The sequence below is a fragment of the Vibrio sp. ES.051 genome, assembly GCF_002563795.1.
Classification (GTDB): Bacteria; Pseudomonadota; Gammaproteobacteria; order Enterobacterales; family Vibrionaceae; genus Vibrio.
The window spans coordinates 736,943-762,160 of sequence record NZ_PDJL01000003.1 but is presented as its reverse complement, the minus strand read 5'-3'; the positions used below and the strand labels follow the sequence as shown (position 1 = coordinate 762,160).

General features: G+C 44.4%; 23 protein-coding genes. 13 read left to right on the top strand and 10 right to left on the bottom strand.

Annotated elements, in window-relative coordinates:
* Positions 1-240 precede the first annotated feature (240 nt).
* Positions 241-2,286: a response regulator gene (locus tag ATG66_RS04140; RefSeq protein WP_098414100.1), complete on the top strand. Its 2,046-nt coding sequence runs from the start codon at positions 241-243 to the stop codon at positions 2,284-2,286.
* Positions 2,287-2,387: 101 nt separating this feature from the next.
* On the opposite strand, the gene cqsA is transcribed toward ATG66_RS04140, so the two are convergent.
* Both cqsA and ylqF read right to left on the bottom strand, forming a co-directional pair.
* Positions 2,388-3,569, bottom strand: coding sequence for an alpha-hydroxyketone-type quorum-sensing autoinducer synthase (cqsA, locus tag ATG66_RS04135; protein ID WP_098414099.1), 1,182 nt, complete (start codon positions 3,567-3,569; stop codon positions 2,388-2,390).
* A gap of 383 nt (positions 3,570-3,952) precedes the next feature.
* The gene (gene ylqF, locus ATG66_RS04130) at positions 3,953-4,897 is read right to left on the bottom strand and encodes a ribosome biogenesis GTPase YlqF (protein WP_098414098.1); all 945 of its coding nucleotides are present in this window, start codon (positions 4,895-4,897) and stop codon (positions 3,953-3,955) included.
* Positions 4,898-5,512: 615 nt separating this feature from the next.
* Here ylqF and ATG66_RS04125 point away from each other — a divergent pair.
* The 6 genes from ATG66_RS04125 to ATG66_RS04100 all read left to right on the top strand — a co-directional run bounded on the left by ATG66_RS04125 (position 5,513) and on the right by ATG66_RS04100 (position 10,379).
* Positions 5,513-6,493 carry a chemotaxis protein gene (locus ATG66_RS04125; protein ID WP_098414513.1) on the top strand — a complete coding sequence of 327 codons (981 nt, stop codon included), beginning with the start codon at positions 5,513-5,515 and terminating at the stop codon, positions 6,491-6,493.
* 271 nt (positions 6,494-6,764) lie between these two features.
* Complete coding sequence (gene artP, locus ATG66_RS04120; RefSeq protein ID WP_098414097.1) at positions 6,765-7,493, top strand: arginine ABC transporter ATP-binding protein ArtP; 729 nt, start codon at positions 6,765-6,767, stop codon at positions 7,491-7,493.
* A gap of 80 nt (positions 7,494-7,573) precedes the next feature.
* Entirely contained in the window at positions 7,574-8,305 is a 732-nt protein-coding gene (locus tag ATG66_RS04115) for an arginine ABC transporter substrate-binding protein (RefSeq protein WP_098414096.1), read from the top strand.
* A gap of 1 nt (position 8,306) precedes the next feature.
* Positions 8,307-8,996, top strand: coding sequence for an arginine ABC transporter permease ArtQ (artQ, locus tag ATG66_RS04110; protein WP_098414095.1), 690 nt, complete (start codon positions 8,307-8,309; stop codon positions 8,994-8,996).
* Positions 8,993-9,661, top strand: a complete 669-nt coding sequence (gene artM / locus ATG66_RS04105; protein WP_098414094.1) for an arginine ABC transporter permease ArtM — start codon at positions 8,993-8,995, stop codon at positions 9,659-9,661. The genes artQ and artM overlap by 4 nt, the downstream gene beginning before the upstream one ends.
* 145 nt (positions 9,662-9,806) lie before the next feature.
* Positions 9,807-10,379 (top strand): dioxygenase family protein, encoded by a 573-nt coding sequence (locus tag ATG66_RS04100; RefSeq protein WP_098414093.1) that lies wholly within the window; start codon positions 9,807-9,809, stop codon positions 10,377-10,379.
* Between the two features lie 131 nt (positions 10,380-10,510).
* Here ATG66_RS04100 and ATG66_RS04095 read toward each other — a convergent pair whose 3' ends face one another.
* On the bottom strand, positions 10,511-11,182 hold the full coding sequence (locus ATG66_RS04095) for a type 1 glutamine amidotransferase domain-containing protein (protein ID WP_098414092.1): 672 nt from the start codon (positions 11,180-11,182) through the stop codon (positions 10,511-10,513).
* A gap of 116 nt (positions 11,183-11,298) precedes the next feature.
* Here ATG66_RS04095 and ATG66_RS04090 point away from each other — a divergent pair, with 116 nt between their 5' ends.
* Positions 11,299-12,183, top strand: a complete 885-nt coding sequence (locus ATG66_RS04090) for a LysR family transcriptional regulator (RefSeq protein WP_098414091.1) — start codon at positions 11,299-11,301, stop codon at positions 12,181-12,183.
* A gap of 47 nt (positions 12,184-12,230) precedes the next feature.
* Here ATG66_RS04090 and ATG66_RS04085 read toward each other — a convergent pair whose 3' ends face one another.
* Entirely contained in the window at positions 12,231-13,892 is a 1,662-nt protein-coding gene (locus tag ATG66_RS04085) for an electron transfer flavoprotein-ubiquinone oxidoreductase (RefSeq protein WP_098414090.1), read from the bottom strand.
* Positions 13,893-14,026: 134 nt separating this feature from the next.
* On the opposite strand from ATG66_RS04085, the gene ATG66_RS04080 reads away from it, so the two are divergent.
* Positions 14,027-14,992, top strand: coding sequence for an electron transfer flavoprotein subunit alpha/FixB family protein (locus ATG66_RS04080; protein WP_098414089.1), 966 nt, complete (start codon positions 14,027-14,029; stop codon positions 14,990-14,992).
* Between the two features lie 138 nt (positions 14,993-15,130).
* Here ATG66_RS04080 and ATG66_RS04075 read toward each other — a convergent pair whose 3' ends face one another.
* The 3 genes from ATG66_RS04075 to pdhA are packed head-to-tail and all read right to left on the bottom strand — an operon-like array spanning position 15,131 to position 18,346.
* Entirely contained in the window at positions 15,131-16,279 is a 1,149-nt protein-coding gene (locus tag ATG66_RS04075) for a dihydrolipoamide acetyltransferase family protein (protein WP_179885584.1), read from the bottom strand.
* Entirely contained in the window at positions 16,276-17,259 is a 984-nt protein-coding gene (locus ATG66_RS04070; RefSeq protein ID WP_098414087.1) for an alpha-ketoacid dehydrogenase subunit beta, read from the bottom strand. The genes ATG66_RS04075 and ATG66_RS04070 overlap by 4 nt, the downstream gene beginning before the upstream one ends.
* Positions 17,252-18,346: a pyruvate dehydrogenase (acetyl-transferring) E1 component subunit alpha gene (pdhA, locus tag ATG66_RS04065; protein WP_098414086.1), complete on the bottom strand. Its 1,095-nt coding sequence runs from the start codon at positions 18,344-18,346 to the stop codon at positions 17,252-17,254. Before pdhA ends, ATG66_RS04070 begins: the two co-directional genes overlap by 8 nt.
* A 540-nt stretch (positions 18,347-18,886) precedes the next feature.
* Here pdhA and ATG66_RS04060 point away from each other — a divergent pair.
* Positions 18,887-19,207: a DOPA 4,5-dioxygenase family protein gene (locus tag ATG66_RS04060; protein WP_098414085.1), complete on the top strand. Its 321-nt coding sequence runs from the start codon at positions 18,887-18,889 to the stop codon at positions 19,205-19,207.
* Positions 19,208-19,443: 236 nt separating this feature from the next.
* Here the strand turns inward: ATG66_RS04060 and ATG66_RS04055 are convergent, their stop codons facing one another.
* Positions 19,444-19,917: a copper chaperone PCu(A)C gene (locus ATG66_RS04055; RefSeq protein ID WP_098414084.1), complete on the bottom strand. Its 474-nt coding sequence runs from the start codon at positions 19,915-19,917 to the stop codon at positions 19,444-19,446.
* An 82-nt stretch (positions 19,918-19,999) separates the two neighbouring features.
* A complete protein-coding gene (locus ATG66_RS04050; RefSeq protein ID WP_098414083.1) occupies positions 20,000-20,461 on the bottom strand; it encodes a hypothetical protein in 462 nt (153 codons plus the stop codon).
* 342 nt (positions 20,462-20,803) lie between these two features.
* On the opposite strand from ATG66_RS04050, the gene ATG66_RS04045 reads away from it, so the two are divergent.
* Both ATG66_RS04045 and ATG66_RS04040 read left to right on the top strand, forming a co-directional pair.
* Positions 20,804-21,847, top strand: a complete 1,044-nt coding sequence (locus ATG66_RS04045; protein ID WP_098414082.1) for a Preprotein translocase subunit SecY — start codon at positions 20,804-20,806, stop codon at positions 21,845-21,847.
* 157 nt (positions 21,848-22,004) lie between these two features.
* On the top strand, positions 22,005-22,934 hold the full coding sequence (locus ATG66_RS04040) for an SRPBCC family protein (protein WP_098414081.1): 930 nt from the start codon (positions 22,005-22,007) through the stop codon (positions 22,932-22,934).
* Positions 22,935-23,117: 183 nt separating this feature from the next.
* On the opposite strand, the gene ATG66_RS04035 is transcribed toward ATG66_RS04040, so the two are convergent.
* The gene (locus tag ATG66_RS04035) at positions 23,118-24,374 is read right to left on the bottom strand and encodes an aromatic amino acid transport family protein (protein WP_098414080.1); all 1,257 of its coding nucleotides are present in this window, start codon (positions 24,372-24,374) and stop codon (positions 23,118-23,120) included.
* 374 nt (positions 24,375-24,748) lie between these two features.
* On the opposite strand from ATG66_RS04035, the gene ATG66_RS04030 reads away from it, so the two are divergent.
* Complete coding sequence (locus ATG66_RS04030) at positions 24,749-25,183, top strand: GNAT family N-acetyltransferase (protein WP_098414079.1); 435 nt, start codon at positions 24,749-24,751, stop codon at positions 25,181-25,183.
* Positions 25,184-25,218 lie beyond the last annotated feature (35 nt).

Here is a 25,218-nt window from a genome sequence, read left to right as displayed (position 1 = left end):
TGCGACGCGATACTCGCAAAATGACACTAAGCATATGCAACTATGCTAGATTATTGTAAGTCCTAAACGATTTAATCAATCATAAATATTTGAAATAAAAGGTAAGCACCGTGAATTATTTGATGAGTTTCGCGCTGATCATGAGGATAAGTAAGACATCATTACTAGATAATAAAATGCTAAGAATGAATGCAAATCACACGGTTGTAGCATTAAGGTGGAGTAGGCAAGATAAATAATATGGATGCGATACGTAAGGTTTACCAGTATGCCGAACCAAACCTGACGCTCGTCGGTTGGATGGGATTTCTTGGCTTTCCATTTTACTATGTTGTTTGGGAGTTTATCTTCCCACAGGCTTATGAAAATTTGCCGTTAAGATTGTTTTGCTCGTTATTGTTCTTTGGGATCATTGTGAGAAACCGTCTGTCGGCAAGATGGCGACAGTATATCCACCTTTATTACCAAGTTGCTATTACGGCTTGTTTACCGTTTTTTTTCTTCTATATGCTTCTGATGAATGATTGGTCCAATGTTTGGGTGATGTCATTCATGTCTGCTATTTTTCTTCATATTCTTTTGGTTCATGTCACTAGAGTTATGTTTGCTCAGACTTTTGTAGGGGTTGGGCTGGCGACGTTTTTCGCTTGGGTTTCGAAAGGGTTTTACCTTGACTTAACCATGGATTGGACGCATGTCCCCATCTTTTTTTTCATCTATGTGTTTGGCAATTTATTCTATTTTAGAAACCAAGTGGAGCATGAAGCGAAAGTTTCACTCGCTAAATCATTTGGTGCCGGCATTGCCCATGAGATGCGTAACCCCCTGAGTGGTCTTTGCACCTCGATTGATGTCATCCAGTCTATTTTGCCGAATAAGAAAGCGTTAGAGAAAGAACCGTACCAAATGAGTTGGGAAGACGTTACGTTGTTGCGTGAAGTCAGCGAAGATGCCATGAAAATCATCCAGTCCGGAAATGAGACTATAGATTTACTGCTAACTTCCATTGATGAAAACCGTGTATCTCGCTCGACTTTTAAAAAACACTCGGCGCAAGCCGTGGTTGAAAAGGCGATAGAGAGTTTTAGCTACAAACGCGCGACAGATCGTTCCTCCATCTCTCTTGATGCGAGAAATGAGTTTGATTTCTTCGGTAGCGATACACTGTTGAAATACGTCATGTACAACCTTTTCAAGAACGCTTTTCATCATCGTACTTCTGAAGAGTTTCACATTCATGTATCCATGAACGGTAACAAACGTTCGAATCAAATTGTTGTGACAGATAATGGTGCGGGCATTGAGCCAGCTGTATTGCGTAGTATTTTCCATGACTTTTACACCACCGGAAAATCAGGCAGCTATGGGCTCGGTTTGCCATTTTGTAAAAAAGTAATGCGCTCTTTTGGTGGTAATATTGAATGCCAATCTCAGCAGGGCGAATGGTCTCAATTTACTTTGACGTTTCCTTCAATTCATTCAGAAGTGGTGACGGAAATAAAAAATGAACTGACTAAATTCAAGACCATTCTTACTGTTACAAATCAAAATGTTATCGTGTCAAAAATGACAGATACCAGCCGGTTTATGGGATTTGAACTGACAATTTTAGATCTGAACCAGATGCTCAAAAAGAAAGAGTATGAGTTCGAATTTGATCTGATTTTTATAGATTTAGAGAGTTTAGACGCGAGAGCAAACCATTTGGACCGTATCGAGTCTCTCTTATCTTTTACTGAAGCTCGTATTGTCTACCTCTTTCAACAGCACCCGGTTCAAAGGGCTCGTAAAGCGGCTTATGAACCAATTTGGATGGAGACTCAAGCTTGGCTGCTCAATACTAAGCTTGCCATTGATCGCCTGCTGTATAATTCAAATTATGTCTCGACGCCAACGTTGTTAGTGCCATTAGACGCATCAAACAAACGTACCATTATGGTTGTGGATGATAATGAATCTCTTCGTAAGTTTACCGCGTTGTTACTCGAAAAGCAGGGTTTTGAGGTTGTTCAGAGAGAAGATGGACAGCAGGCGCTTGATACATTAGAACAAGAGAATATTGACTTAATTCTGATGGATATAGAAATGCCAATTATGGATGGTGTTGAAGCATCAAAACGGATCCGAAGTTCAGGCAAGCATTACGCGTCGATACCAATTATCGCTCATACCGGGGATAGTTCACAGGTAACATTAGATAAAATAGGGACTTCTGGCATGTCTGATTTTATTGTTAAACCTGCGGATAAAAATCGTTTATTTGATAAGATTGCAAACTGGATTTAAGTGTTGCTACATCATATTTATCCTGCCGTTATTTAGCGTGGTATAAGAGCTCAGCAAATACCTGAGCTCTTTTTTGTTTACGTGTTAACTCCGACTATGAATCAAACAAACTCAAGGTCAGGATGAACAAACGCTTGTTGGCATACGGTCAGTACGTGTTCGACATCCGCTTCGGTCATATCGGCATTTATCGAAAAGCGAATGATATTTTTGTTTTTGCCTGTGGCTGGGCGACAGAAAACGGCGCCAAACACGTCTTTTTCTTCTAGAAAGTCACGAACTCGCTCAGTATTTCTTTCATTCCCGCATTCCAGCGCGACAATTTGAGACTCACTACGGATGGTGAATCCAATTCGTTTTAACCCAATGGTCAGCGCTTTAGCACGTTTAAACAGAACCTTTCGTTTATCATCGGCTTTTTTAATAACGTCTAGAGTTTTTTCTAAACGAACGATTTCTTGAGGTAGTACCGTTGAGCTGAAAATCGCTGGATACGCGATAAATGGAAGTGTCTTGGCTAATTTTTCTGGACCTAAAATCGCGCCTGCACGATAAGCAAAAGTCTTCGCGAGACTGACGGTAACAAAGTCCACCATGTGGGTTAAGTTGAGTGATTTCAGCAGCCCTGCACCTTGTGGGCCGTGCGTACCTAAAGAGTGCGATTCATCCACGACTAAACCGCAGTCAAGTTCTTGTGCTATTTCGCAAATATCACGTAAAGGAGCCAGTGTTCCGATGGTGCTGTAAACCGAATCCACGACAATCACACCTGCGCCATGGCGCTTAATCTGTTTTCGTAAATGGTTTGTATTGTTGTGCATGAAAGGATGAATTTGCGCCCCCGCAATACGTGCACCTTCCCACAAAGACATATGCGCGAAGAAGTCAATGTATACCGGGATGTTTGGTGCACAAATGGTCTGTAGCAAGCCGACATTAGCTGCCCAGCCGGATTGTGAAAGTAAGCAGCTTGGCATGCCAACGAAACGTGCAAGTTGAGTTTCAAACTCCGGCTTTGACTCATCATCTTGCAAGAAAATTGCAGACATCACTACGTTATCATCGTGCTGAATAATGGCATTGCGATGTGCATTTTGAATCTCTTTATTGTGTGATAGTGCAAGGTAGTCGTTGCTCTGCATTACAACGGCATTACAGGGCGGACGTTTGCCAAGAACAAGGTGCTTTTGGTTCTCATTTGGTTCGATTAGATCTTGAATATGAAAATCTAGGCGTTCTTCGATAAAGGAAGGAAGTGGTTTTGTTTGTGTTGCTTCACTCATAATAAATCTCTTCGTCATATGGAAAAAACGCCAGCGCTGACGAATATTCATATTGCGGATTTTGAGGAGAGTTGCACTAACCTAGTTGCACAAGTTTGCGAGGCCTTGCAAACTCAGAATTTGAGGGTTGGATGTGGGCTGTAATTCCTTAAGGGGCCGGGCTCTACATGCGTTGTTATTTAAATAAAAACGTTGAGTTTCAGATGCTTTCTTTGTTTTATGCACAATGGAGTCATGAGTAGTATTCGGTTTGAAAAGGGGAGAGATTTGAGTTTGAGAGAGCGAAAAAAAGACGCGAAAATCGCGCCTTAGTATTCAAAATTACCACAAAGATGAAGCCAGTATACATTGCCGTGGTTCGATTTTAATGTAACAGCGTTAGTTTATCGCTTGTTACGAAGGTATCGCTTGCGGCGGTCTTCTTTGCGTTTTGCTTTTTCTTCTTCTTTACGAGCGGCTTCAATTTCAACTTCAATCAACTCTTGAGTAATCATTTCTGGGCGTTCTAGTGTGATTTGCCCCAGAGTGCCTTGTCGAAGCTCGTGTAACAAAATCTCCGATACTTTGTGTAGGTCAACACGTCCACCTGCGCGCAATGCGCCGCGGCGGCGACCAATTTCTTCCATGATCTCTATATCGGACTCTGGCAGCTCTTCGATTTGGTAACGTTCTTTGAGTTTGTCAGCATAGTGAGCGGCGAGATACTCAATGGTGTAGAACGCAACCTCGTCATACTCCATCGCTGTATCTTTTACTGCGCCGGTCGCCGCGAGACGGAAACCACTATGTGGATTTTCCACTTTTGGCCACAAAATCCCTGGAGTATCAGACAGTACGATACCGTTTTGTAGGTTGATGCGTTGCTGGCGACGCGTTACAGCAGGCTGGTTGCCGGTTACGGCAATGGTTCGGCCAGCTAGCGTATTGATGATCGTGGATTTACCCACATTTGGTATACCCATGATCATGGTGCGAATGTTTTTACCAACTTCTTCACGGTGTGGGGCGAGCTTTCGGCAAAGTTCCATAATGCGATGAACTTCTTGAGGCTCGGAAGTGGTGATCGCCATCGCTTTCACGTTTTGCTCTTGCTCTAAGTGTTCAATCCAGAGTTGGGTTAGTTCTGGGTCGGCTAAGTCTCGCTTATTCAACACTTTAACGACAGGCTTATCGCCACGAATTTGAGAAATCAAAGGGTTTTCACTACTGAAAGGAATACGAGCATCCAGTACTTCGATGATCACATCCACTTGTGGAATCGCTTCTTCGATCTCTTTACGTGCTTTGTGCATGTGGCCCGGAAACCACTGGATAGAGTTATTAACCATTTGAATTTAATGCCTTAGTTTTTCACTGCTGCAACGGGATTCGAGTAGTAATACGAGCATCGGGTAACACATGTTGTTATGGCGAGGAGCACTAAAACGGTGTCTACTTTGTTTGCCCTGTCTCGAAAAGTTGAGCGTCTCTTTTGTATTAATTGTCTAGTTTATCATGGAATTTGTGGTAAGCATTCAAGATGAGAATAAAAAGCGGCTTGCCTTAGTCGCATGCTCAATGTCTGTAGTAATTCAATCCATCCTTGTAGTTCGAACCATGCCTATTACTTCTTAAAGTGTAGACTGAGTTATTTGTTGAGCATTAATACTATGTTCAACAAAAAAAGCAGGGAGATCGCTATTACCTCTAAACTATTCAGAAAAATGGTCGTTAAAAGTGGGAAAGTAAATTCGCACCCAAGAAGGCTCATTCTATCGTGTTCAAAAATGAGACATTTTTTCACTGTTTGATATAGAAATGTGCGGTGACCGTCCTTTTGATGGTTTACAAATTTAGTTGTAACGACTAAAAAGGATTCTTGGATTTTTAGCCAGAGAATGGCTTCTCATGGCGTTTGCATCAAACTTTTTCCTGATGCGTATTTTGGTTGGATAATTGGGTTTATGAGTAACGTAACCAGCACTATTTTGACAGAAAGTGGTACCAATGAGCTTGAAATTATTGAGTTCCATTTAGAAAAACAATTGCCTGATGGCAGCACGAAAACGTGTTATTACGGTATTAACGTAGCAAAAGTACGAGAAGTTATCCGCGTACCAGAAACAACCGATTATCCAAATGCACAGCCTCATATGGTAGGTGTATTTTCATCTAGAGAGGTGTTGACACCGTTAGTCGACTTAGCCGGTTGGTTGGGTGTTCCTACACGACAAGATCTCGAGCACAAATTTGTCATCGTGACTGACTTCAACAAAATGACCAATGGCTTTCTTATTGATAGCATTTCGCGCATTCACCGTATTTCTTGGAATGATGTGGAATCGCCAAGCCAGTTCCTCGAAGCGGGTGAGCAAGATTGCGTGGTGGCCGTGGTCCGCAAAGAAGGGAATCTGATCATGATCCTCGATTTTGAGAAGATCATTGCCGATATTAACCCTGAACTGAGTATGGAAAAGTACGATGTGAAAGGGGACAAGTCGGTAGATTTAAATCAGAGAATAGTTGGCAAACGTAATGCCAAAACAGTCATGGTTGTTGATGATTCTGCTTTTATCCGTTCTTTAATCCAAGACACATTGGCGTCTTCAGGCTACAACGTGATCACGTGTAAAGATGGCGGTGAAGCTCACGAGAAATTGATGAACCTGATTGAAGTAGCAAAAGAAGAAAACTTGCCAGTCCGAGAGTTATTGGATGCGGTCGTTACGGATGTAGAAATGCCTCGAATGGACGGGATGCACTTAGTAAAACGGTTACGTGATACTGAAGCGTTCCGAGAAATGCCAATTATCATGTTCTCATCACTAATGAGTGAAGATAACCGCTCAAAAGCACTCTCGCTTGGGGCGAATGATACCATCACGAAGCCAGAAATAGGCCGTATGGTGAACATGATGGACAAATACGTGTTTAACTTTGCGTAAATAAATATAGTGGTGACAATTAATGTATAAGGCTGCCGTTTGGCAGCCTTATTTGATCATGAGCGAGGCAGAATTTTAAGTTTGTCACAGGCATCTGACTACATGATGACCCGAACAGGAATACTACTTATCAAACCAGTTATATGCTCTGTTATGCTGCTCAATGCTTATACAAAAAAGTAACAAATCAAATTTTTATACATTTTTATTGCATAAAAAATCCGTATTGGTAATATAAATGCCAAGTTGACAATTAATGCGGTATGACAGCATGAGTATTCAGGTAAGCGGAGTCAATAAATCCTATGGCGATACACAGGTTCTTCACGATGTCAGTTTTAATTGTGAAAGCGGTGAAGCGTTGGTGTTACTGGGCCCAAGTGGTGCAGGGAAGAGTTCTCTTCTGCGTGTTCTTAACCTTCTAGAAGGAGCAGATAACGGAAAGTTAAACATCGCGAACGACGTTTTCGATTTCTCAACTGAAATTAAAGAAAAGCAAGGTTTAGCGCTTCGTCGTAAAGTGGGTATGGTGTTTCAACAGTACAATTTGTGGCCACATATGACAGTGATGGGGAATCTGCTTGAGGCTCCAATTAAAGTGGCTGGCATGGATAAAGACGAAGCTAGAAAGCAGGCAATGCAAATTCTTACGACGTTGCATTTGGCTGATAAAGCAGACGCATGGCCAATGCAATTATCTGGTGGTCAGCAACAACGTGTTGCGATTGCTCGTGCCCTGATGATGAAACCAGAAATTTTGCTTTTTGATGAGCCTACAGCGGCGCTTGACCCAGAGATAACCAACCAAGTAGTTAAGATTATTAAAGATTTAAGTGGTACGGGGATTACTCAAGTTGTTGTCACTCATGAAGTTGAATTTGCTAAAAAGATCGCCAGCCATGTTTTATACCTTGAAAAAGGCTTCATTGTTGAACATGGCACACACGATTCATTTTCTAATCCACAAACGACTCAGTTTGCGGACTATTTAAAACACTAAAACAATTGGCTTTACCAATCACAGATAAGCTCGGCTGTCATTGCGAGTGTCAGCCTAAGACATACACACGGAGTATTGCAATGAAAAAGATTCTACTGGCTTCACTAATCGGCCTTGTATCAGTAAACGTAGCGGCACAAGAAGAGATTAAATTCGCAATGGAAGCGACGTACGCACCATTCGAATACATGGATGAAAACAACCAAATTCAAGGTTTTGATGTGGACTTAGCGAACGCTCTATGTAAAGAAATAGAAGCGAAATGTAGCTTTCACAACCAATCTTTTGACAGCTTAATTCCTGCATTAAAATTCAAACGTTACGACGCGGCGATTTCTGCAATGGACATTACTGAAGCGCGTCTTGAACAAGTCAATTTCTCCGACGCTTACTATGATAACTCTGCGGCATTTGTTTCTATCAAAGACAAAGTAGCAGACCAACAAGCATTAAAAGATAAACGTGTGGGCGTGCAAAACGGCTCTACCCACCAAAGCTACCTAATCGATCAAATGCCGGGTGTCACAGCAGTACCTTACTCAAGCTATCAAGATGCATTCATCGATATGAAGAATGGTCGTATTGATTCAGTCTTCGGTGATACCGCAGTCGTTGCAGAGTGGTTTAAGAAAGAAGACAACCTAGCGTACGTTGGTGAACACGTGACTAATCCTAAATACTTTGGTAACGGTTTCGGTATCGCAGTCAACAAAGATAACGACGAGCTAGTGAGCAAGCTGAACACGGCACTAAAAGCAGTAAAAGCGAATGGTCAATATGACGTAATCTACAACAAGTACTTCGGTAAGTAATATGGTATTAACGGGTTACTCTCTGTCGCTTGTTCAAGCTAGCTGGATGACGGTTCAGCTGGCATTCACAAGCCTTTTGGTCGGTTTGATCCTGGCGGTGGTATTCGCCAGTGGTGAAATGTCTCGTCGTGCAGTCGTGAAATGGCCAATGACGGCGTTTGTTACGATTGTACGAGGCTTGCCAGAGATCCTTGTCGTGTTGTTCATTTATTTTGGTTCGACTCAGGTTCTGTTTTTGATCACCGGAGACTTTATTGAGGTTAGCCCGTTTTTATCTGGCGTGGTGGCATTGTCTCTGATCTTTGCTTCTTACGCTTCTCAAACGTTACGCGGAGCATTAAAAGCGGTGGGAAGAGGGCAGAGAGAGGCGGCAAGCGCGCTTGGTATCAGCCAATCTCACGCATTTGTTCGTATTGTTTTGCCACAAGCGGTCAGACACGCACTACCAGGTTTGACTAACCAATGGCTTGTATTGCTAAAAGATACGGCGCTGGTTTCTCTGATCGGTGTAACGGACTTACTAAAACAGGCACAACTAACGTCTGCTGCAACGCATGAAGCCTTTACCTGGTACGCAACAGCAGCAGCAATTTATTTGGTAATTACGTTAGTGACGCAACGCGCCGTGAAGCGCATTGATAAAAAATTCTCCATCCAAGGGATGAGCATGGGACAGGAGACAACCGCATGAACGAACAACACGTTTGGCAGATGCTCGATGGCTTAGGTACAAGCTTACAATTGACCGTCGCATCTTTAGTGGTCGGTTGTATCCTTGCTCTGCTGATGACGTTTACCCTGATCTTACGTACTCCGGGTTTGCATTGGATGAGTCGCGGTATTATTACTCTGTTCACAGGTACGCCTTTGTTGGTTCAAATTTTCTTGGTGTACTATGGTCCGGGTCAGTTCGATGCAGTAAGAGAAAGCTTTCTTTGGAATTGGTTTAGCCAACCTTGGTTTTGTGCCATGTTGGCCTTGGCACTGAATACGGCGGCGTACAGTACTCAGTTGTTCAAAGGGGCGTTTAACGCGATTCCTTCAGGCCAGTGGCAAGCGTGTCGTGCTTTGGGGATGAATAAAACCGCGACGCTGAAAGTGCTGCTGCCATATGCGATTCGCCGTGCGGTCCCCGCTTACTCAAATGAAGTGATTTTGGTGTTTAAAGGTACATCGTTGGCAAGCACCATCACTATCATGGACTTAATGGGGTATGCTCAGCGCATTAACGCACAAACTTACGATACGCTAACCGTGTTTGGCATTGCAGGGGCATTTTACTTGGGCGTCAATGGCATCCTGACGTTGATTTTCCGTCAAGTTGAGAAAAAAGCATTGGCGTTTGAAGCCGTGTAACTCAAATTTCAGCAACTTATCTATTTATAATGCCTCTGTTTTCGGACTCTCGAACAAGGGCATTGTTGTTTTAGCCAGTGCGTTAGCTGGCAAATTGGTTCAGATTCACCAAACTTAAGGAAGGATTATAACGGCAGGTGACATTATGGAACGCCGACATTTCTTAGCCTTATGGTCTTTGATCTTCGCGCCCTCGTTAAAAGCGTCTAGCTCAATGAAACCAACACCAGCTCAAACCGAAGGTCCGTTTTATCCCGTATCCGCTATTCCTATCCGCCAAAATTTGGTTTTACAGCCGGATGGTTTGATTGGCGAGTCTATTATCCTTCAAGGGCAGGTGCTTAATACGGCAGGGCGTCCAATGTCTGGCGTAAAAATAGAAATTTGGCAATGTGACGGACAAGGTATTTACGATCACCCGAACCAGACAAGCAATAACAATTTCGACCCTAATTTTGCCGGTTTCGGAGCAGCATTAACCAGAGCCGATGGACGCTACTTTTTTCAAACCTTGTATCCAGTGCCATACAGTTCAAGGCCACCACATATTCACGTTAAGCTTTGGCGTGGTAAGCAAGAATTGTTAACTACTCAGCTGTATTTGAAAGGGCAAACGGGTAATGAATGGTGGGGCGGAAAAGCGCGTGATCATTTGCAATTTAAGCCAATAAAAGTGGATGAACGACTAGTTGGAACGTTCACTTTTGTGATTACTTAATGTCTTATATCAGCACAAACTTAACTTACTGATGGCGGCCATTTGTATTAAGTAGTGGGAGGAGACTAACGCTGGGAAAGGGGTGGACTAAGGAAAACAGGATATACCCCGTTTTCCTTGTTGTTCCGTGCTTAAGCGAGTAAATCTACGAGCGCTTTGCCCACACCGTGAGCGCTTGTTGGGTTTTGCCCAGTAATGAGGCGGTCATCAACAATCACAAACTCTTGCCAAGGTTGTACTTTCGTATAACGGGCGGCATTGCGAGCCAGAGACTCTTCTAATAGGAATGGGATGTATTCGATGGTACCAAAGTCAATCTCTTCTTCACGTGTAAAACCAGTGACTGACTTAGACGCCAGCAACTTTTCGCCATTGCTTAACGTAATCGGTAGTAATGCGGCCGGACCATGGCACACCGCTGCAATGATACCGCCATTTTCGTAATGTTTAGCCGAGATTTTGGCAAACTCTTCACTGCTTGCTAAGTCTGAGAGCAAGCCGAAACCACCTGGGTAGAAAATCGCGTCGTAGTTATCACCGTTAACCTGTGATACAGGAATCGTATTGTTGATGCGGTTTTGGAAATCGTCATCCGCTAATATTTTTGCGTTGACTTCGTCACCATCAATGTCGGTTCCGTAAAGTGGGGCTTTACCGCCTTTAAGAGAAGCGATGTCGTAATCCAAACCAGCATTGAGAAGCTCGTTTAGAGCGTGAGTCAGCTCCGGAGCGTAAGTTCCGTTTGCTTGATCAGTGTCACCAAGAGTCGCATGGTTAGTAACAACAATGAGTACTTTCTTCATGTGCTTTCCTTATTGGTTCGTTGGTATTTGTTTCACCCCTTCATACTAATTGCTAAACAAATGAGTGATAATAGGGTTAATTGACAAAACATTATTGCTATATGGCAAAGGTGAGCATGGACAGTTTTGAAGGTATTAACGAGTTTGTTACGGTCGCGGAGTGCTTAGGGTTTTCTGCCGCAGCAAAACAATTGGATTGTAGTACCAGTCACGTAAGTCGACAAGTCACCAGATTAGAAGAGCGTTTGGGTGTCGCGCTGCTCGCGCGCTCCACACGAATGGTAAGCTTGACGGAAGAGGGGCAAAGTTATTATCGACAGTGCAAAGAGTTAGTGATTGGGCTTCAACAAGCGAATGAACAATTGACCACACAACAAACTCAGTTAAGTGGCACATTGCGTGTGAGTGCCGCTGGTGCATTGTCGGAGAATCATGTCGCGCCGGCGCTAATGGCGTTTGCTAAGAATCATCCCAACTTAACGGTGGAGATGAACTTCAACACTAACATGGTTAACTTCATCGAAGACGGCTTTGACTTTGCCATTCGTTATGGGCGACTTAACGATTCTGGCTTAGTGGCGAGAAAACTGGTGGACCGTTCCATGGCGGCAGCGGCGAGTCAGGAATACATTAATGAACATGGTCTTCCAACGCATCCAGAACAATTAAAACGCCACAGTTGCATTATCACTAACAAAGATCTCTGGCAGTTCGAATGCGATGGTAAACCATTGAATGGCGTAAAAGTTCAGGGTCGATGGCGAAGTAATAATACCAATACGGTCTTGCAGGCGTGTGAGGAGGGGTTAGGGATCGCGTATTTACCTAAAAGCAGCTTTAATGATGCATTAGTCTCAGGGCGTTTGATCCCAGTATTAGAACCGTATTGGGGAAGCGGTGCAAGTAGTTGGATTGTCTATCAAAATCGCCACTTTCTGCCACAAAGAGCAAGGTTTGTGATCGATTTTTTGTTGTCTCATTTTGCCGATTGGCAGGAGTGAGATTGCCAATCAACAAGCGTTACTTCGGACGTTCAGGCACCGAGTCATTACATATTCTGATAACTCGGTCCGCCACCGCCTTCAGGCGTTTTCCATGTGATATTTTGCGAAGGATCTTTAATATCGCAAGTTTTACAGTGCACGCAGTTTGCCGCATTTATCTGAAACCTGAATTTACCTTCCACTTCTAACACCTCGTAAACACCTGCGGGGCAGTAGCGTTGGCTTGGTTCATCGTACTTGTCTAAGTGAACATCAATCGGAATGTGAGGGTAAGTCAGGACAAGGTGACAGGGCTGGTTCTCTTCATGTTGCGTTCCCGATAAGAATACCGATGAAGCCTTATCAAAACTGATTTCACCATCCGGTTTCGGATATTCGATAGGCTGACATTCATCTTTAAGGAGCAGTTGCTCGTGATCGTGGGAGTGATTTGTCACCGCCCATGGTAACGGCTTTTTAACTAGTGGTTGCCATAAATTGTGCTCAAAGGTTGAGAGCGCACCACCAAGAAGGGAGCCGAACGTATGAATATTGGCACCAAAGTTACGTGTTTCGGATAATTCTTCATACAGCCATGATGATTCAAACAATGTTTGGTAATCTGGCTCAGAAGAGGCGCGTTGCAGTGCGGTATTGACGGCTTCTGCCGCGAGTAACCCCGATTTCATTGCCGTATGGCTGCCTTTGATTTTCGCTACGTTGAGCGTGCCTGCATCACAACCAATAAGCAGCCCACCAGCAAATTGTTGTTTAGGCAAGGAAGATAGCCCACCTTTAGCGAGCGCTCTTGCGCCATACGCGACACGATGAGCACCTTGCAAATGTTTTTTGATTGCAGGGTGATGCTTAAAGCGTTGGAATTCGTCGAAAGGGCTTAGGTAGGCATTACTGTAATCCAAGTCGACGATTAAACCGACAGCGATTTGGTTGTTTTCCATATGATATAAAAAACCGCCACCGGTGGTCTGAGTCTCGCGTAATGGCCAGCCAATCGAATGGAGTACACTGCCAGAGAGGTTGTCACTATCAGTTGGCAGATCCCATATCTCTTTTAATCCCAGAGCGTAATGCTGCGGTGATTTTCCTGCATCTAAGTCAAACCTTTGGATTAACTCTTTACCCAAGTGCCCTCGACAGCCTTCAGCAAAGATGGTGTATTTGGCTTTGAGTTCTATTCCGGGCTCAAAAGTTGGCTTCGCTTGCCCCTGTTTATCCAGCCCCATGTCACTGGTAGTGATGCCAGTGACGCTACCAGAGTGGTCGTAATTGATACTCGCAGCAGCAAAGCCCGGGAAAATGTCCACGCCAAGGCTCTCTGCTTGGGTCGCAAGCCAGCGGCAGAGGTTAGCGAGGCTAATAACATAATTATTTTGGTCATTTTTCATGGGTTTTGGCGTAATAAAGTGAGGCACTCGGACATGATTGATAGCGGTAGTCAGATAAAGGAAATCATCCTGTTGCACAGAGGCTGACAGTGGCGCGTCCATCTTTTTCCAATCAGGGAAAAGCTCATCTAACGCGTGAGTCTCAAACACGGCGCCAGACAAAATATGCGCGCCAACTTCAGCCCCTTTTTCTATGACACAAATGGATAATGCTTCGCTCTCACGTGCAGGGTTTAACTGTGCTAATCGACAGGCTGCACTTAATCCTGCTGGTCCTGCACCTACGATCACGACGTCAAATTCCATGCATTCTCGTTCCATGTATAGGCATCCTTTCTACTGTCGTCATCGATGTGACCATTCTTAGTGTATATACAGGACTATAGCTCAGTTGACGTTAACGTGAATTAAACTAAGCTCAAGTAAAATCTCCGACGTGTGATAAGAGGCCCGTCATGGACAGTAGACCATTAGCAACACTTGTCATCGCTGAGCACGATAACAAGGCGCTGGCAGTCGATACTTTACGCACGATCCAAGCCGCCGCATGCATAAAGGATAATGGGGTGCCACTGCCAATTTCAGTTTTAGTTGTAGGGCATCAGTGTTCCTTGGTTGTCGATGATCTAAAACGTATTAAAGAAATCGCAGAAATCATCTGGGTGGATGCGAAAGAATACGAGCATGGGTTAGCAGAAAACTTAGCTGTATTGATCTCGCAAGTCGGGCAAGATTTCTCACATCTTCTCGCGCCAGCCAGCACGTTTGGTAAGAACGTAATGCCTCGCGTCGCCGCCCTACTTGATGTCGGGCAACTGTCTGATGTGATGGCAATCGAGTCACTTGATACGGTGATCCGCCCGATTTATGCTGGGAACGCATTGGCCAGAGTTGTGTCCAGTGATGCAATTAAAGTCATGACAGTACGAAGCACAGTGTTTGAGGCGGTAGGATTGTCCGACACAGTGGTCGTGCCTAAAGTGACTCAAGTGGATACAATGATTGCTGCCGAGCGTTGTGAGTTTGTTTCACAGCTGAAGCCTGAAAGTGAGCGTCCAGAATTGCCTGCAGCGCGCGTGGTGGTTTCTGGTGGCCGTGGCTTTGGAAGTAAAGAGAGCTTCGCCTTGGTTGAACAACTGGCGGATAAGTTGGGTGGAGCGGTGGGGGCTTCTCGCGCAGCGGTTGATGCGGGTTACGTGTCCAATGATCACCAAGTCGGGCAAACCGGTAAAATTGTGGCTCCTGAGTTGTATATTGCGGTGGGTATTTCTGGTGCCATTCAGCATTTGGCAGGGATGAAGGACTCTAAGGTGATTGTCGCAATTAATCGCGACCCCGATGCGCCAATTTTCGACATCGCGGATTATGGTTTGGTGGGTGATTTATTTGAGGTTATGCCTGAATTGCTGGATAAGCTTTAAAGCACTGCAACTACACTTCAAGTCTGCTAAGGCTTGTTAGGATAAAAAGTGAACGATGCGTGTTCTTAGTTACCCATGTTGGTCATTCAGCACTATGGTAGGAATGAAAGGCTGCCGTCATGGAAGCCTTTTTCATCGTCACTTCTCACTGGGGAGTTGCAAATGCTCAGCCAGTATTTTGGTGAACTTTGCGGCCTCACCACCAGTGCAAGCGCGATGATCGAATGTTATGGATAACGGCATTGCTTTTACTGCTATCACTTGGCCGTTTCTTATCACCACTCGGTCAACGAGGCGACCCGCACCGACAATGGCCACTTGCGGCGGTGATACCACTGGTGTCGCGAAAAGGCCACCAATGGCCCCGAAGTTAGAAAGTGTGATAGTCGCATGCTGCAATTGCTCACGGCCAATTTTTCTCTCTCTGATCTCTTTGGCAGTTTGATCAAGCCAGCGACGAACATCTAGTGGTTCATACTCGTCTGCATGGCGTAGCACGGGGACGTATAAGCCGTGACGACTATCGACGGCAATTCCCAAGTTGACGGTGTTATGTATGCAACGCGTCATAGTCTCGGCATCAAACCAAGCGTTTAGAGCTGGCTCCTTCTGACAAGCGTGAACAATCGCTTGAACAAGACGAATGCTGATGTCTTCGCTTGGCAGCCAATCTTCCAGCAATGCTTCTTCGGTAATGGTTACCGCTGCAACACTCTTGTGTGATTCGGTCATGGTCGAAACCATGGTGCGTCGGGCACCTTTCAGCACTTCAGTGCCTGGGCGTTGTTTTCTGGCTTCGTCGTAAATATCAGCATCAACAATGAGGCCGTTTGGGCCACGACCGGATACGAGATTGAGGTCTACACCCAGCTTTTTCGCTAATAAACGAGCAGAGGGAAGTGCGGTAATCAAGTTGTCTTTTGTCGTGCTGTGATTCCCGCCCACCCAAAAATCATCGAGGTTAACGTGATGGGCCTGATGAGAAACATGACCGACCACCGTCGCGGCATCTACGCTTTGTTCTTTCTCTGTGGTTGCTTCGTGCTCCGCGCCCGTCTCATCGATTTCGAGTAGTAATGCACCAATGTTAACGATATCGCCTTCTTCCCCATGACGACTCACCACTCGACCCGAGTAAGGCGCGGGAACATCGACCGTCGCCTTTGCCGTCTCTACGGTTAAGATCACTTGATCTAACTGAACCATATCGCCGACATTGACGTGCCATGTGACAATTTCTGACTCAGCGAGGCCTTCGCCGAGATCAGGTAAGTGAAATGTTTTCATTTCCAACCCTCCACGAGCTCACGTGCTGCTGTCACAATGTCTTCTTCCTGAACCATGAAATAATCTTCGTTACGGTAATAAGGCATAATGGTGTCCATCCCAGTGACGCGTTTAGGAGGGGCTTTTAATAAGCACATAGCGTGCTCAGCTGTTCGTGCTAAAAGCTCTGAACCCACCCCGCAGGTCCGGCTCGCTTCATGTACGACAAGGAGGCGCCCGGTTTTTTCTAGTGAGCGGAAGACAGTGGCCATATCAATAGGTTTGATGCTTGCTAAATCAATGAGTTCCACTTCAATTCCTTGACTCGACAACGTTTGTGCCGCTTGCAGTGACTCCAAAACACATGCGCCCCAAGTCACGAGCGTAATATCGCGCCCTTTACGTAGCGTAAAGCAGGTATCGAGTGGGAGCGCTTCACCGTTATCGGTCACTTCAGATTTTACGGTGCGATAAATACGTTTTGGCTCAAAGAACATCACTGGATCGTTGCTGCGAATAGAAGCGAGAAGCAGACCATACGCACGTTGAGGAGAGGAAGGGATCACGACTTTAAAGCCAGCGATATGAGCAAAAAGTGCTTCGATACTCTCCGAGTGATGCTCTGGAGCATGAATGCCGCCACCAAATGGCGCACGAAACACGGCTGGGCAAGTGAGGCGCCCGCGAGTTCGGTTACGCATTCGAGCGGCATGACACATCAAATGTTCCATGGCAGGGAAGATAAAACCTTGGAATTGGAACTCTGCGACTGGGCGAAGTCCTTGCGTCGCCATACCGACCGCGACCCCGCCGATTAACGCTTCTGCGAGTGGAGTATCAATCACGCGTTTAAGCCCAAATTCTTGTTTTAGCCCCACAGTGGCGCGGAATACCCCGCCGTTATCGCCCACGTCTTCGCCAAGCACAATTACATTCGGGTCGTACTGCATTTCATAGTGCAGAGCGAGGTTTACCGCTTCAACTAACGTTAGCTCAGCCATGTTTGCCTTCCTGCATTCGCACTGCTTTGTTGATGAGCTCATCTCTTTGCGGATGAAGCTCTGTAGGGAGAGATTCATAAAGATAATCAAACCCAGTTTCTGGCGCTTGTTGAGGTAAGCTGAGATAGCGTTCAACGGCGAGGTCGACTTGTTCTTTGCAATAGTCGAGCCATTGCTGTTCTTGTGTGTCACTCCAAGCACCCTGATTGATTAAGTAAGCTTTAAGGCGTGCCACGGGTTCAAATCGCCATGCGGTTTGAACCTCTTCTTCTTTACGATAACGAGTGGCATCATCAGCGGTTGTGTGATCGCTTAACCGATAACTGACCGCTTCAATCAGGGTTGCGCCTTTTCCTTTTCGTGCCCGCTCTAGTGCCGTCATGGTGGCATCGTAAACGGCAACCACATCATTACCATCCACTGTGATACCAGGTATACCTGCGCCTTGGGCTTTTTCTGACAAAAATTCGGCAGCACATTGCAGGCTGCGAGGCACCGAAATTGCCCATTGATTGTTGTTTACAACGAAAACCAGAGGAATGTTCCAAGCGCCCGCACAGTTTATGGACTCAAGAAAGTCACCTTTTGACGTACCACCATCACCACACATAACTAATGCCGCTTCATGATTGCCCTGAATTTTCAATGCAGAGGCAACACCAACGGCGTGTGTGCATTGTGTTGCGATAGGCACACAAAATGGCAGATCTCGACTTGGAGTGAGACTGCCCGCTGGTGCAAAGTCGCTACCAGACTCGTCTCCCCCCCAGTATTGAAGGTTTTTTTCCATACCAATACCACGGCACCACATCGCAGGCATATCACGGTAGTAAGGGACAAGGACATCGTCAGGTTTTAGCGCACGACCGACAGCTACTCCGATGGCTTCTGCACCAAGATGCGAGGGGTAGGTACCGAGTTTACCAGTACGTTGTAGCGCAACAGCTTTGTTGTCGTAGGTGCGAGTTAATACCATGTCACGGTAAAACCCGACTAAAGTTTCAATATCAGCCCAGTTGGGTAGTTGGCCGACTAGGTTCCCATGATGGTCGATAAACCGATACATGGGTAATGCTTGAACGTTCATCTCAAGCTCCTTTTGACGCAGCGGGTCTTTTGGATTGCCTCCCGTTAATACAGGGTGTTTGTTCAAACACAAGGCAATATGAAGACCACATTCAATGCCTAGACCTTTAATTTAATCGCAGTAAGGCTAGATACAATAAGTGTAATCAAATTGTTAATTTGCGCTCTATTTTGACTTTCTCTCAACAGTAAATTTTTACTTACAACTTGATTATGTGGCGTAGTAATAGGTAAATCTTTGCGCTTGTCTATTTTAAATCTCGAATGTAATCACGAGGCTTGAAGTGTGTTTGCACCAAAATTAGCCTGTAAAATGTGACAAACTGAACCATTATTAATTTATGTATGTAAATTGGTTGTTGTTGCTTGAGCGAGGACTCGTGATAGCGGGGAGACCCCGAGCTCTGGTTGGAGGAAGGGATAACTTCTTTTCAACAGAGTGGAATCAAGGTAGGGTGACGAATCATAAATGTATAACCTTGGCGATTCTTGAGTTCGCATCGTGTAAACGGTACTCAAGCAGAAGTATTATGGAGAAGTTATGTACCACGCCCATGTTTATTTTCCTTTAAGACAACAAGATAAAGCGCAGGCTTTGAATGAGATCATTCGCCAAGAACGGCAAGATGTGTTGCGTGTGTATCCTTTAGTCGGAAGGTTGGTTGGTCCACATAAAATGCCGATGTTTGAACTTCACTTGGAATCATTGAGTGAAGAGTTCCTTGCTTGGCTCGATACTATCCGAGGCGACTTTTCTGTATTGATTCATCCTGTGAGTGAAGAAGAATTGCTTGATCATACGGAACGTGCAATTTGGTTAGGTAGAGAGCTTGGCGTATTTGAAGAAAAGCTTGAGAAATAATCACAACCCGTAAATGCCCGACCGCTTGGAGTCGTGACTTTATCCATAGCTCATAGCGGTCATTATTTCAATTAGCGTGTTAAACCTTCTTTTAGTGTGCACCTCACTAGGTTTGAGCTCGTTATAACCATCGAAATAGTGACTTAATATATGGGTAGAAAATAAAAAAGGAGCCGAGTATATACTCGGCTCCTGTGACTTTTGAGTTAAGACATCCCAGAAAGCGGAAAAGAAAATTAATGATGCATGTTCTTTTTCATACGATCTTGCTTTTCTACCACCATTTCTACTTGCACTTTCCCGGCGTTTTTAAACGTCAACGTCATAGGGAAACGGTTTCCTTCTTTTAGAATTTGAGTTGGATTAAAAATCATCAAGTGGAAGCTGCCCGGCTTAAATAATACAGAGCCACTGGCAGGGACGCGAACCTCATCGATCTTAATCATTTTCATCACACCGTCTTCTTTTTTATGAGTATGAATCTCAACGTGTCCCGCAATCGGACTTTCCGCTGCGATTAAAGCGTCTTCGATATCACCATGGTTAGTCAATTGGAAAAAACCACCAATCACAGGGGCATTAGGTGGCGCTTCTCGACTCCATGGGTGAGCAATATGGATCTCTCCCACTTCATAATCGTCAGCAAGACTAACTGGGCTGGCGACAAGCGCAACAAGAGCAATCGCGACGGTTTTCATTTGTTTAAGCATCTGTTTTTCCTTTTGAATATATAGCAATTCTGATCGTAAGCTGATCAGATGGTTGTCGTTTTTGAACCAAAATTCGTAATGATTAAGCAGGAAAAACATTGGGTGGGGAGTGTTTTGGGGCGATGTGTTTATACACGAGCTTGTCGCATTTCGCGAAACGGTAAGGATTGAAGGTATGCTTGACACGTCGTAACCAGAGAACGGTCGCTAGGTAGAGCCCAATAACAACCAGCAGAAAGAACTGTATGGCTTGGAGTAATGGGCATTCAAACTGAAAGCCTTCATGTAAATGGAGACTTTGAATGAACCCAGAAGAAGATTGGGCGTTGGCTTTAATCAGCGTGTTGATATCCACCCATTTAAATCCGTCAGCGGTACAAAGCAGTACTTTTTCACTCTGTACTGTATGAAGCCAGTTTTTACTGTGGAGTTGCGTCGGATTAAGTACCGCAGTGGAAGCAAGGTACAGTTGAAACAACACCGCGAATATGATCGCTAAAGCGGTGATATGTTGCTTTTTATGCGGTAGTCGGACGGTTTCCATACGATTGGATGTTTGTTTTATTCGGTGCAAGATATTAACAAATTACCTAAATAATGTAATTGCGAGTTTGCTAAAAAGTGATACAAGTGTGCATCACTTGGGTAAGGCAAAGTTTTCCGCTCATGCGATTTAACCATAGCATTCTGGTAATAAATTGGTGTTTTTATGCGCTAGCCTTGGCCGATATGGGCTCAAAATGTACGCAGAGCATTCACTTGTTTTCGATTAACGTAATTATGACAGTAATTTAATAAAGGATACGGTATTCTCCGCGCCTTTGTACATGCCTGAACGTCCGTCCTGCTTAATGGGAGGGACGATTAATCTTAAGAAATTTCTCAAATGAAATACGAACAACAGATTGGATATCGATACCCTAAAGGTCGATTTGCGATGGTGAGTGTTTATACATTCACTGGTGCTGCGATTTTAGCATCGACTATTTTTTCTTTACTGCTATTTTTGTCGATCGATGAAAACCCCATGATGCAGGCCTTATTTGGTGGCTTAGCGATTATTTTTGAAGCGGGTAAGTTCTATGCTTGGTATGAATATGGTGAACGTCGAGCACACCGTAACTACGCAGGCGCGATAACGGCGTTGACATTTTACTCGGTGTTGGCCGCCATCTCTATCGGTGGCAGTATTGGCGGCATCAATAGCGCAACGAACAGTGCACAAAGTCATATTTCTGTCGAGCAAGCAAAGGTGGAAGCGTTTAATCGCCAGATTGCGGCGATTGATAAACAGATTGATCTCAACAATATGGCGGCTCAGAAGTATATCGAGATGGAACGTATTGCAACAGGCGTGAGTCGTATTCAAGGGCAGAACAAAAAGCTGCGTAAAGAACAGCAGCGATTAGCGATGGAGCGAGATAACTTACCACCCGTAACCCAAGGTTCTGTGATCGGTTTGATCGACAGCCTAGCCAAAGCGTTCGGCACGACGTCTCAACAAGCCCAGCTTGGTTTGGTTGTGTTTTTATCGATTCTATTGGATTTCTTTGCTGCCTTTTTTGTTGGCTTGATTGGAGAAGAACAGCGCTTTCGCTATTTTTATCGTCGCCATGAAGGGGGGACTTTAGAAACGCTCCGTGATATTGAACCCGAACCAGCAGGTTATCTTCCACATATCAAAGCAGAGGAAGAGCAAAAAATGCCAACCCCACCGGAACCACCTCAAGCGCCAACGACGTTATTAGAACAAGTCAGCGATGCCCTCACAACGCATCAAATTACGTGTACTAAGAAAGCCGTTGCCAAACAATTTAGACTGTCCGCCGAAGAGGTGGATAAGGTGTTTGAAGAGTTAGCGGAGCTTGGCTTAGTCGGCAAAAAAGCCAATCATCATTATCATTGGATTGGTCAAGCGGAAGTCGCCTAACTGAGATGTATAGGTTCAGATAAATAGGTTGGTTCAGATAAAAAAGAGCGTCGATTGACGCTCTTTTGCTTTTTCCTCGCTAACTCACAGTGAAACAAGAAAAAACTGGGAATTGAATTAGACTAAAGTTAGTCCAGCGGAAACTTGAGGAGCCGCCATGCTTTCTTATCAGGTCAGCAAAAGCATTGAAATTAATAAGACTCAAAGCGAGATCATTGACTATCTCAAGGATTTTAACAATTGGCCTGAGTGGTCACCGTGGCTCATTCTTGAACCGAGCTGTGAACTGACGTTTAGTGATAACCAAGGTCATGTCGGGGCAGGATTTCAATGGGATGGTCAGCGTATCGGTACTGGTGCTATCGTGCTAGAAAGTACCCAAGAGCATCGTTTAGATATGGAGCTTCACTTTTTTCATCCGATTAAACGTCACGGCAAGGTGACTCTCATTGTGATGCCGTCACAAATTGGTTGCTCAGTTGAATGGCAAATGCAATCACGTGTTCCGTGGTATCTGTTCTTCCTCAAAAACATGTTTAAGTCGATGCTTGAGATGGATTATCAACGCGGACTGCGAATGCTCAAAAGTCGGCTCGAAACGGGGCAAGTATTCTCTGATTTAGTTGAAATCGGTAATCGAACTCAGTCTAAGATGCATTACATTGGGGTAAAGGGGGTGGGCACCATTACCGAACTCGGGTCGATGATAGAAGGTCATCTTCAACAGTTGAAGCAGTTAACAAAGAAAGAAGGTATCTCTGTAAACGGAGAGTTATTTTGCTATTACCAGTCGATGGATATGCAGCAGGGAGTGCTTGAATTCATCACCTGTTTTCCGCTTGATAATCCGGTTACTGCGCCACAGGGTTTTGTCGTTGGAACCATACCAAAGTGCGACACATTTGTGGTTGAACATCGAGGTGAGTATCAATTTTTGGGTAACGCGTGGTCGTTAGCCATGACTTTGACTCGTCAAAGTGGGATAAAAGTGAAGAGCAACCCGTTAGGTATTGAGCGTTATCTGAATAACCGAAAAGAAACAGAAGGTATGAATTTACGCACAGAGGTCATTTTGTTTAAGAAATAAATCACCTTCACGCTTTGGCATTATGGGGCGTATTTGCATCGATTGAGTATTGACGAGCGTAGGTGTTTTTCCTGCTCTAATCGAAAACAGGAATGAACAGTCTTATATAAAGCAACAGAAAATCAGGGGCCACCTTAATCTCTGTAAGGTATTCCCCTGAATATGCAGCTTAATCTTTTCTTCTTAGCTAAACAGACTAAAAACCAACGCGCTTACCGCAATAATTCCCGTCATTAACACAAAGTAAGTCGAACGATTGTTACGATATTGCTTCAACGCGTCGATCTTATATACCGCTAACATTGGCATAATAAATAAGATCATAGCGATAACAGGGCCGGATAATGCTTCCATCATGCCAAGGATACTAGGGTTCATAATCGCCGTTGCCCAAATGGAGAAAAACAGGATAACAACACTGATGCATTCAACGCGTTGTTTTGGCAAATTAGAATGTTTTGTAATCAAACCATTTAAACTCTCTCGTGCGCCTAGAAAGTGCCCCAAAAAAGAGGAGGTAATAGCAACAAAAGCCACCAAAGGACCGAGTGTGGCAATAAATGGATTATCTGTCGCGTTCGCTAAATAAGACAGCACTGACACGTTTTGCTCTTTGGCTTGAGCCAGTTGCTCAGGGGATAAAGCCAAAATACATGAGAAAACAAAAAGAAGCACAAACGCAATCAACATGATACTCGTGCGTCGGAGAATCGTTTCGGTTTTAGCTTCCGCGTTTTCACCATAATGGCGACGTTGTACATTGGAAAAGCTTGAAATCGCAGCGGCATGACTAAATGAGAAAATAACCACAGGAACTGCTAGCCATATGGTGCTAGCAAAAGTAGCAGCGTCTGGCGCATCAATGACAGGCAAGGTCCAGTTGGGTATTAAATAAAAAGAGAGAAAGGCCAGAATCGCGACTAATGGATAAACCATGATGGCAAAAGCACGCAACATGACTGTTTCGCCAGCCATCATAATAGCAATCAATGCAAAAACCAGGACGCCAGAGAGTAATGGACGAGGCAAGGACGCCATATTGGCTTGGTGAACCATAAAACTGTCAACAGTATTGGTAATACCAACACCGTAAATCAAAAGGATCGGAAAGATAGAAAGAAAATACAGCAGTGAAATCGAACGACCTGTCTTGGCACCAAAGTGTTCTTCTACTACATCGGTAAAGTCTGCATTTTTTATCTTAGATGAGAGTACGAATCGAGCGAGACCACGATGCGCGAGATAAGTCATTGGGAAGGCTAACGTAGCCATCGCGACCAATGGCCAAAAACCGCCAATACCAAGATTGATTGGCAGAAACAAAATACCAGCACCTACGGCGGTACCAAATAAGCTAAGAACCCAATGTGTGTCGTGTTTTGACCAAGAGGTAGTTTTGTCTAATTCACTGGAATTTAACGTATTTCGAGATTCTTTCACTTCATACTCGTCTTTATAAAAATAATAATATGGCGGATGGTATAGGTTTTAGTGTTTGTGATCACATCTACAATGGGGTGAATCATGCTATGAATTGACAGGTGTTGTAACTTATCAAACTATGAGTTTTTTCAAAATCTGGTGTTTAGTTTCAATTTTATGTCTATTTTGCAGTCTTATATTCTGAATTTTATTTGATAGTTGGTTTTTGATATTGCGGGTGAAGATTATGCATTGGTGTGCGTTAAGAAAAAATACGCGATGGGCGGGTGTAAACCAACACCTCAAAGCATCAAGGATAACAGCGTGTTTCTCTGAATCTTGATGCTATTTAGGTATACTTCTGCCACCGATGCGAAAGGAGAAACAATTTAATGGACATTTTATCTGCACGTAAAGACGACCTATTAACGGTGTTCACACTAGAAAATACCTTGTTTGGAGAACATGCTTACCCTCAATTTTTCTTTCGGCAAGCCTTCGACTGCTGGGGAGAGAGCTTATTGGTTGCGAAGGAGGGGGAACAAGTCACAGGTTATGTTCTGTTAACACCGAGTTCGACAGAGCAGCAGTATTGGATTATGTCACTGGCTGTTGATACTCAACATCGCGGTAAAGGTATTGCTCGAGCTCTGATTGAAAGCGCCGTGGCTCAGCTAAAACCAAGCTCAAGAGTTAAATTGACTGTCGAACCAAATAACCAACCCGCCTTATCGCTCTACCTCTCTCTCGGTTTCAAAGTTCTGGAGGAGGAGGCGAATTATTTTGGTGATGAAGAGTCTAGGTTGGTTATGGAATTAGTGAAGTAATGCTACACGATATGAGTTTGATTGGGCCTCAATCA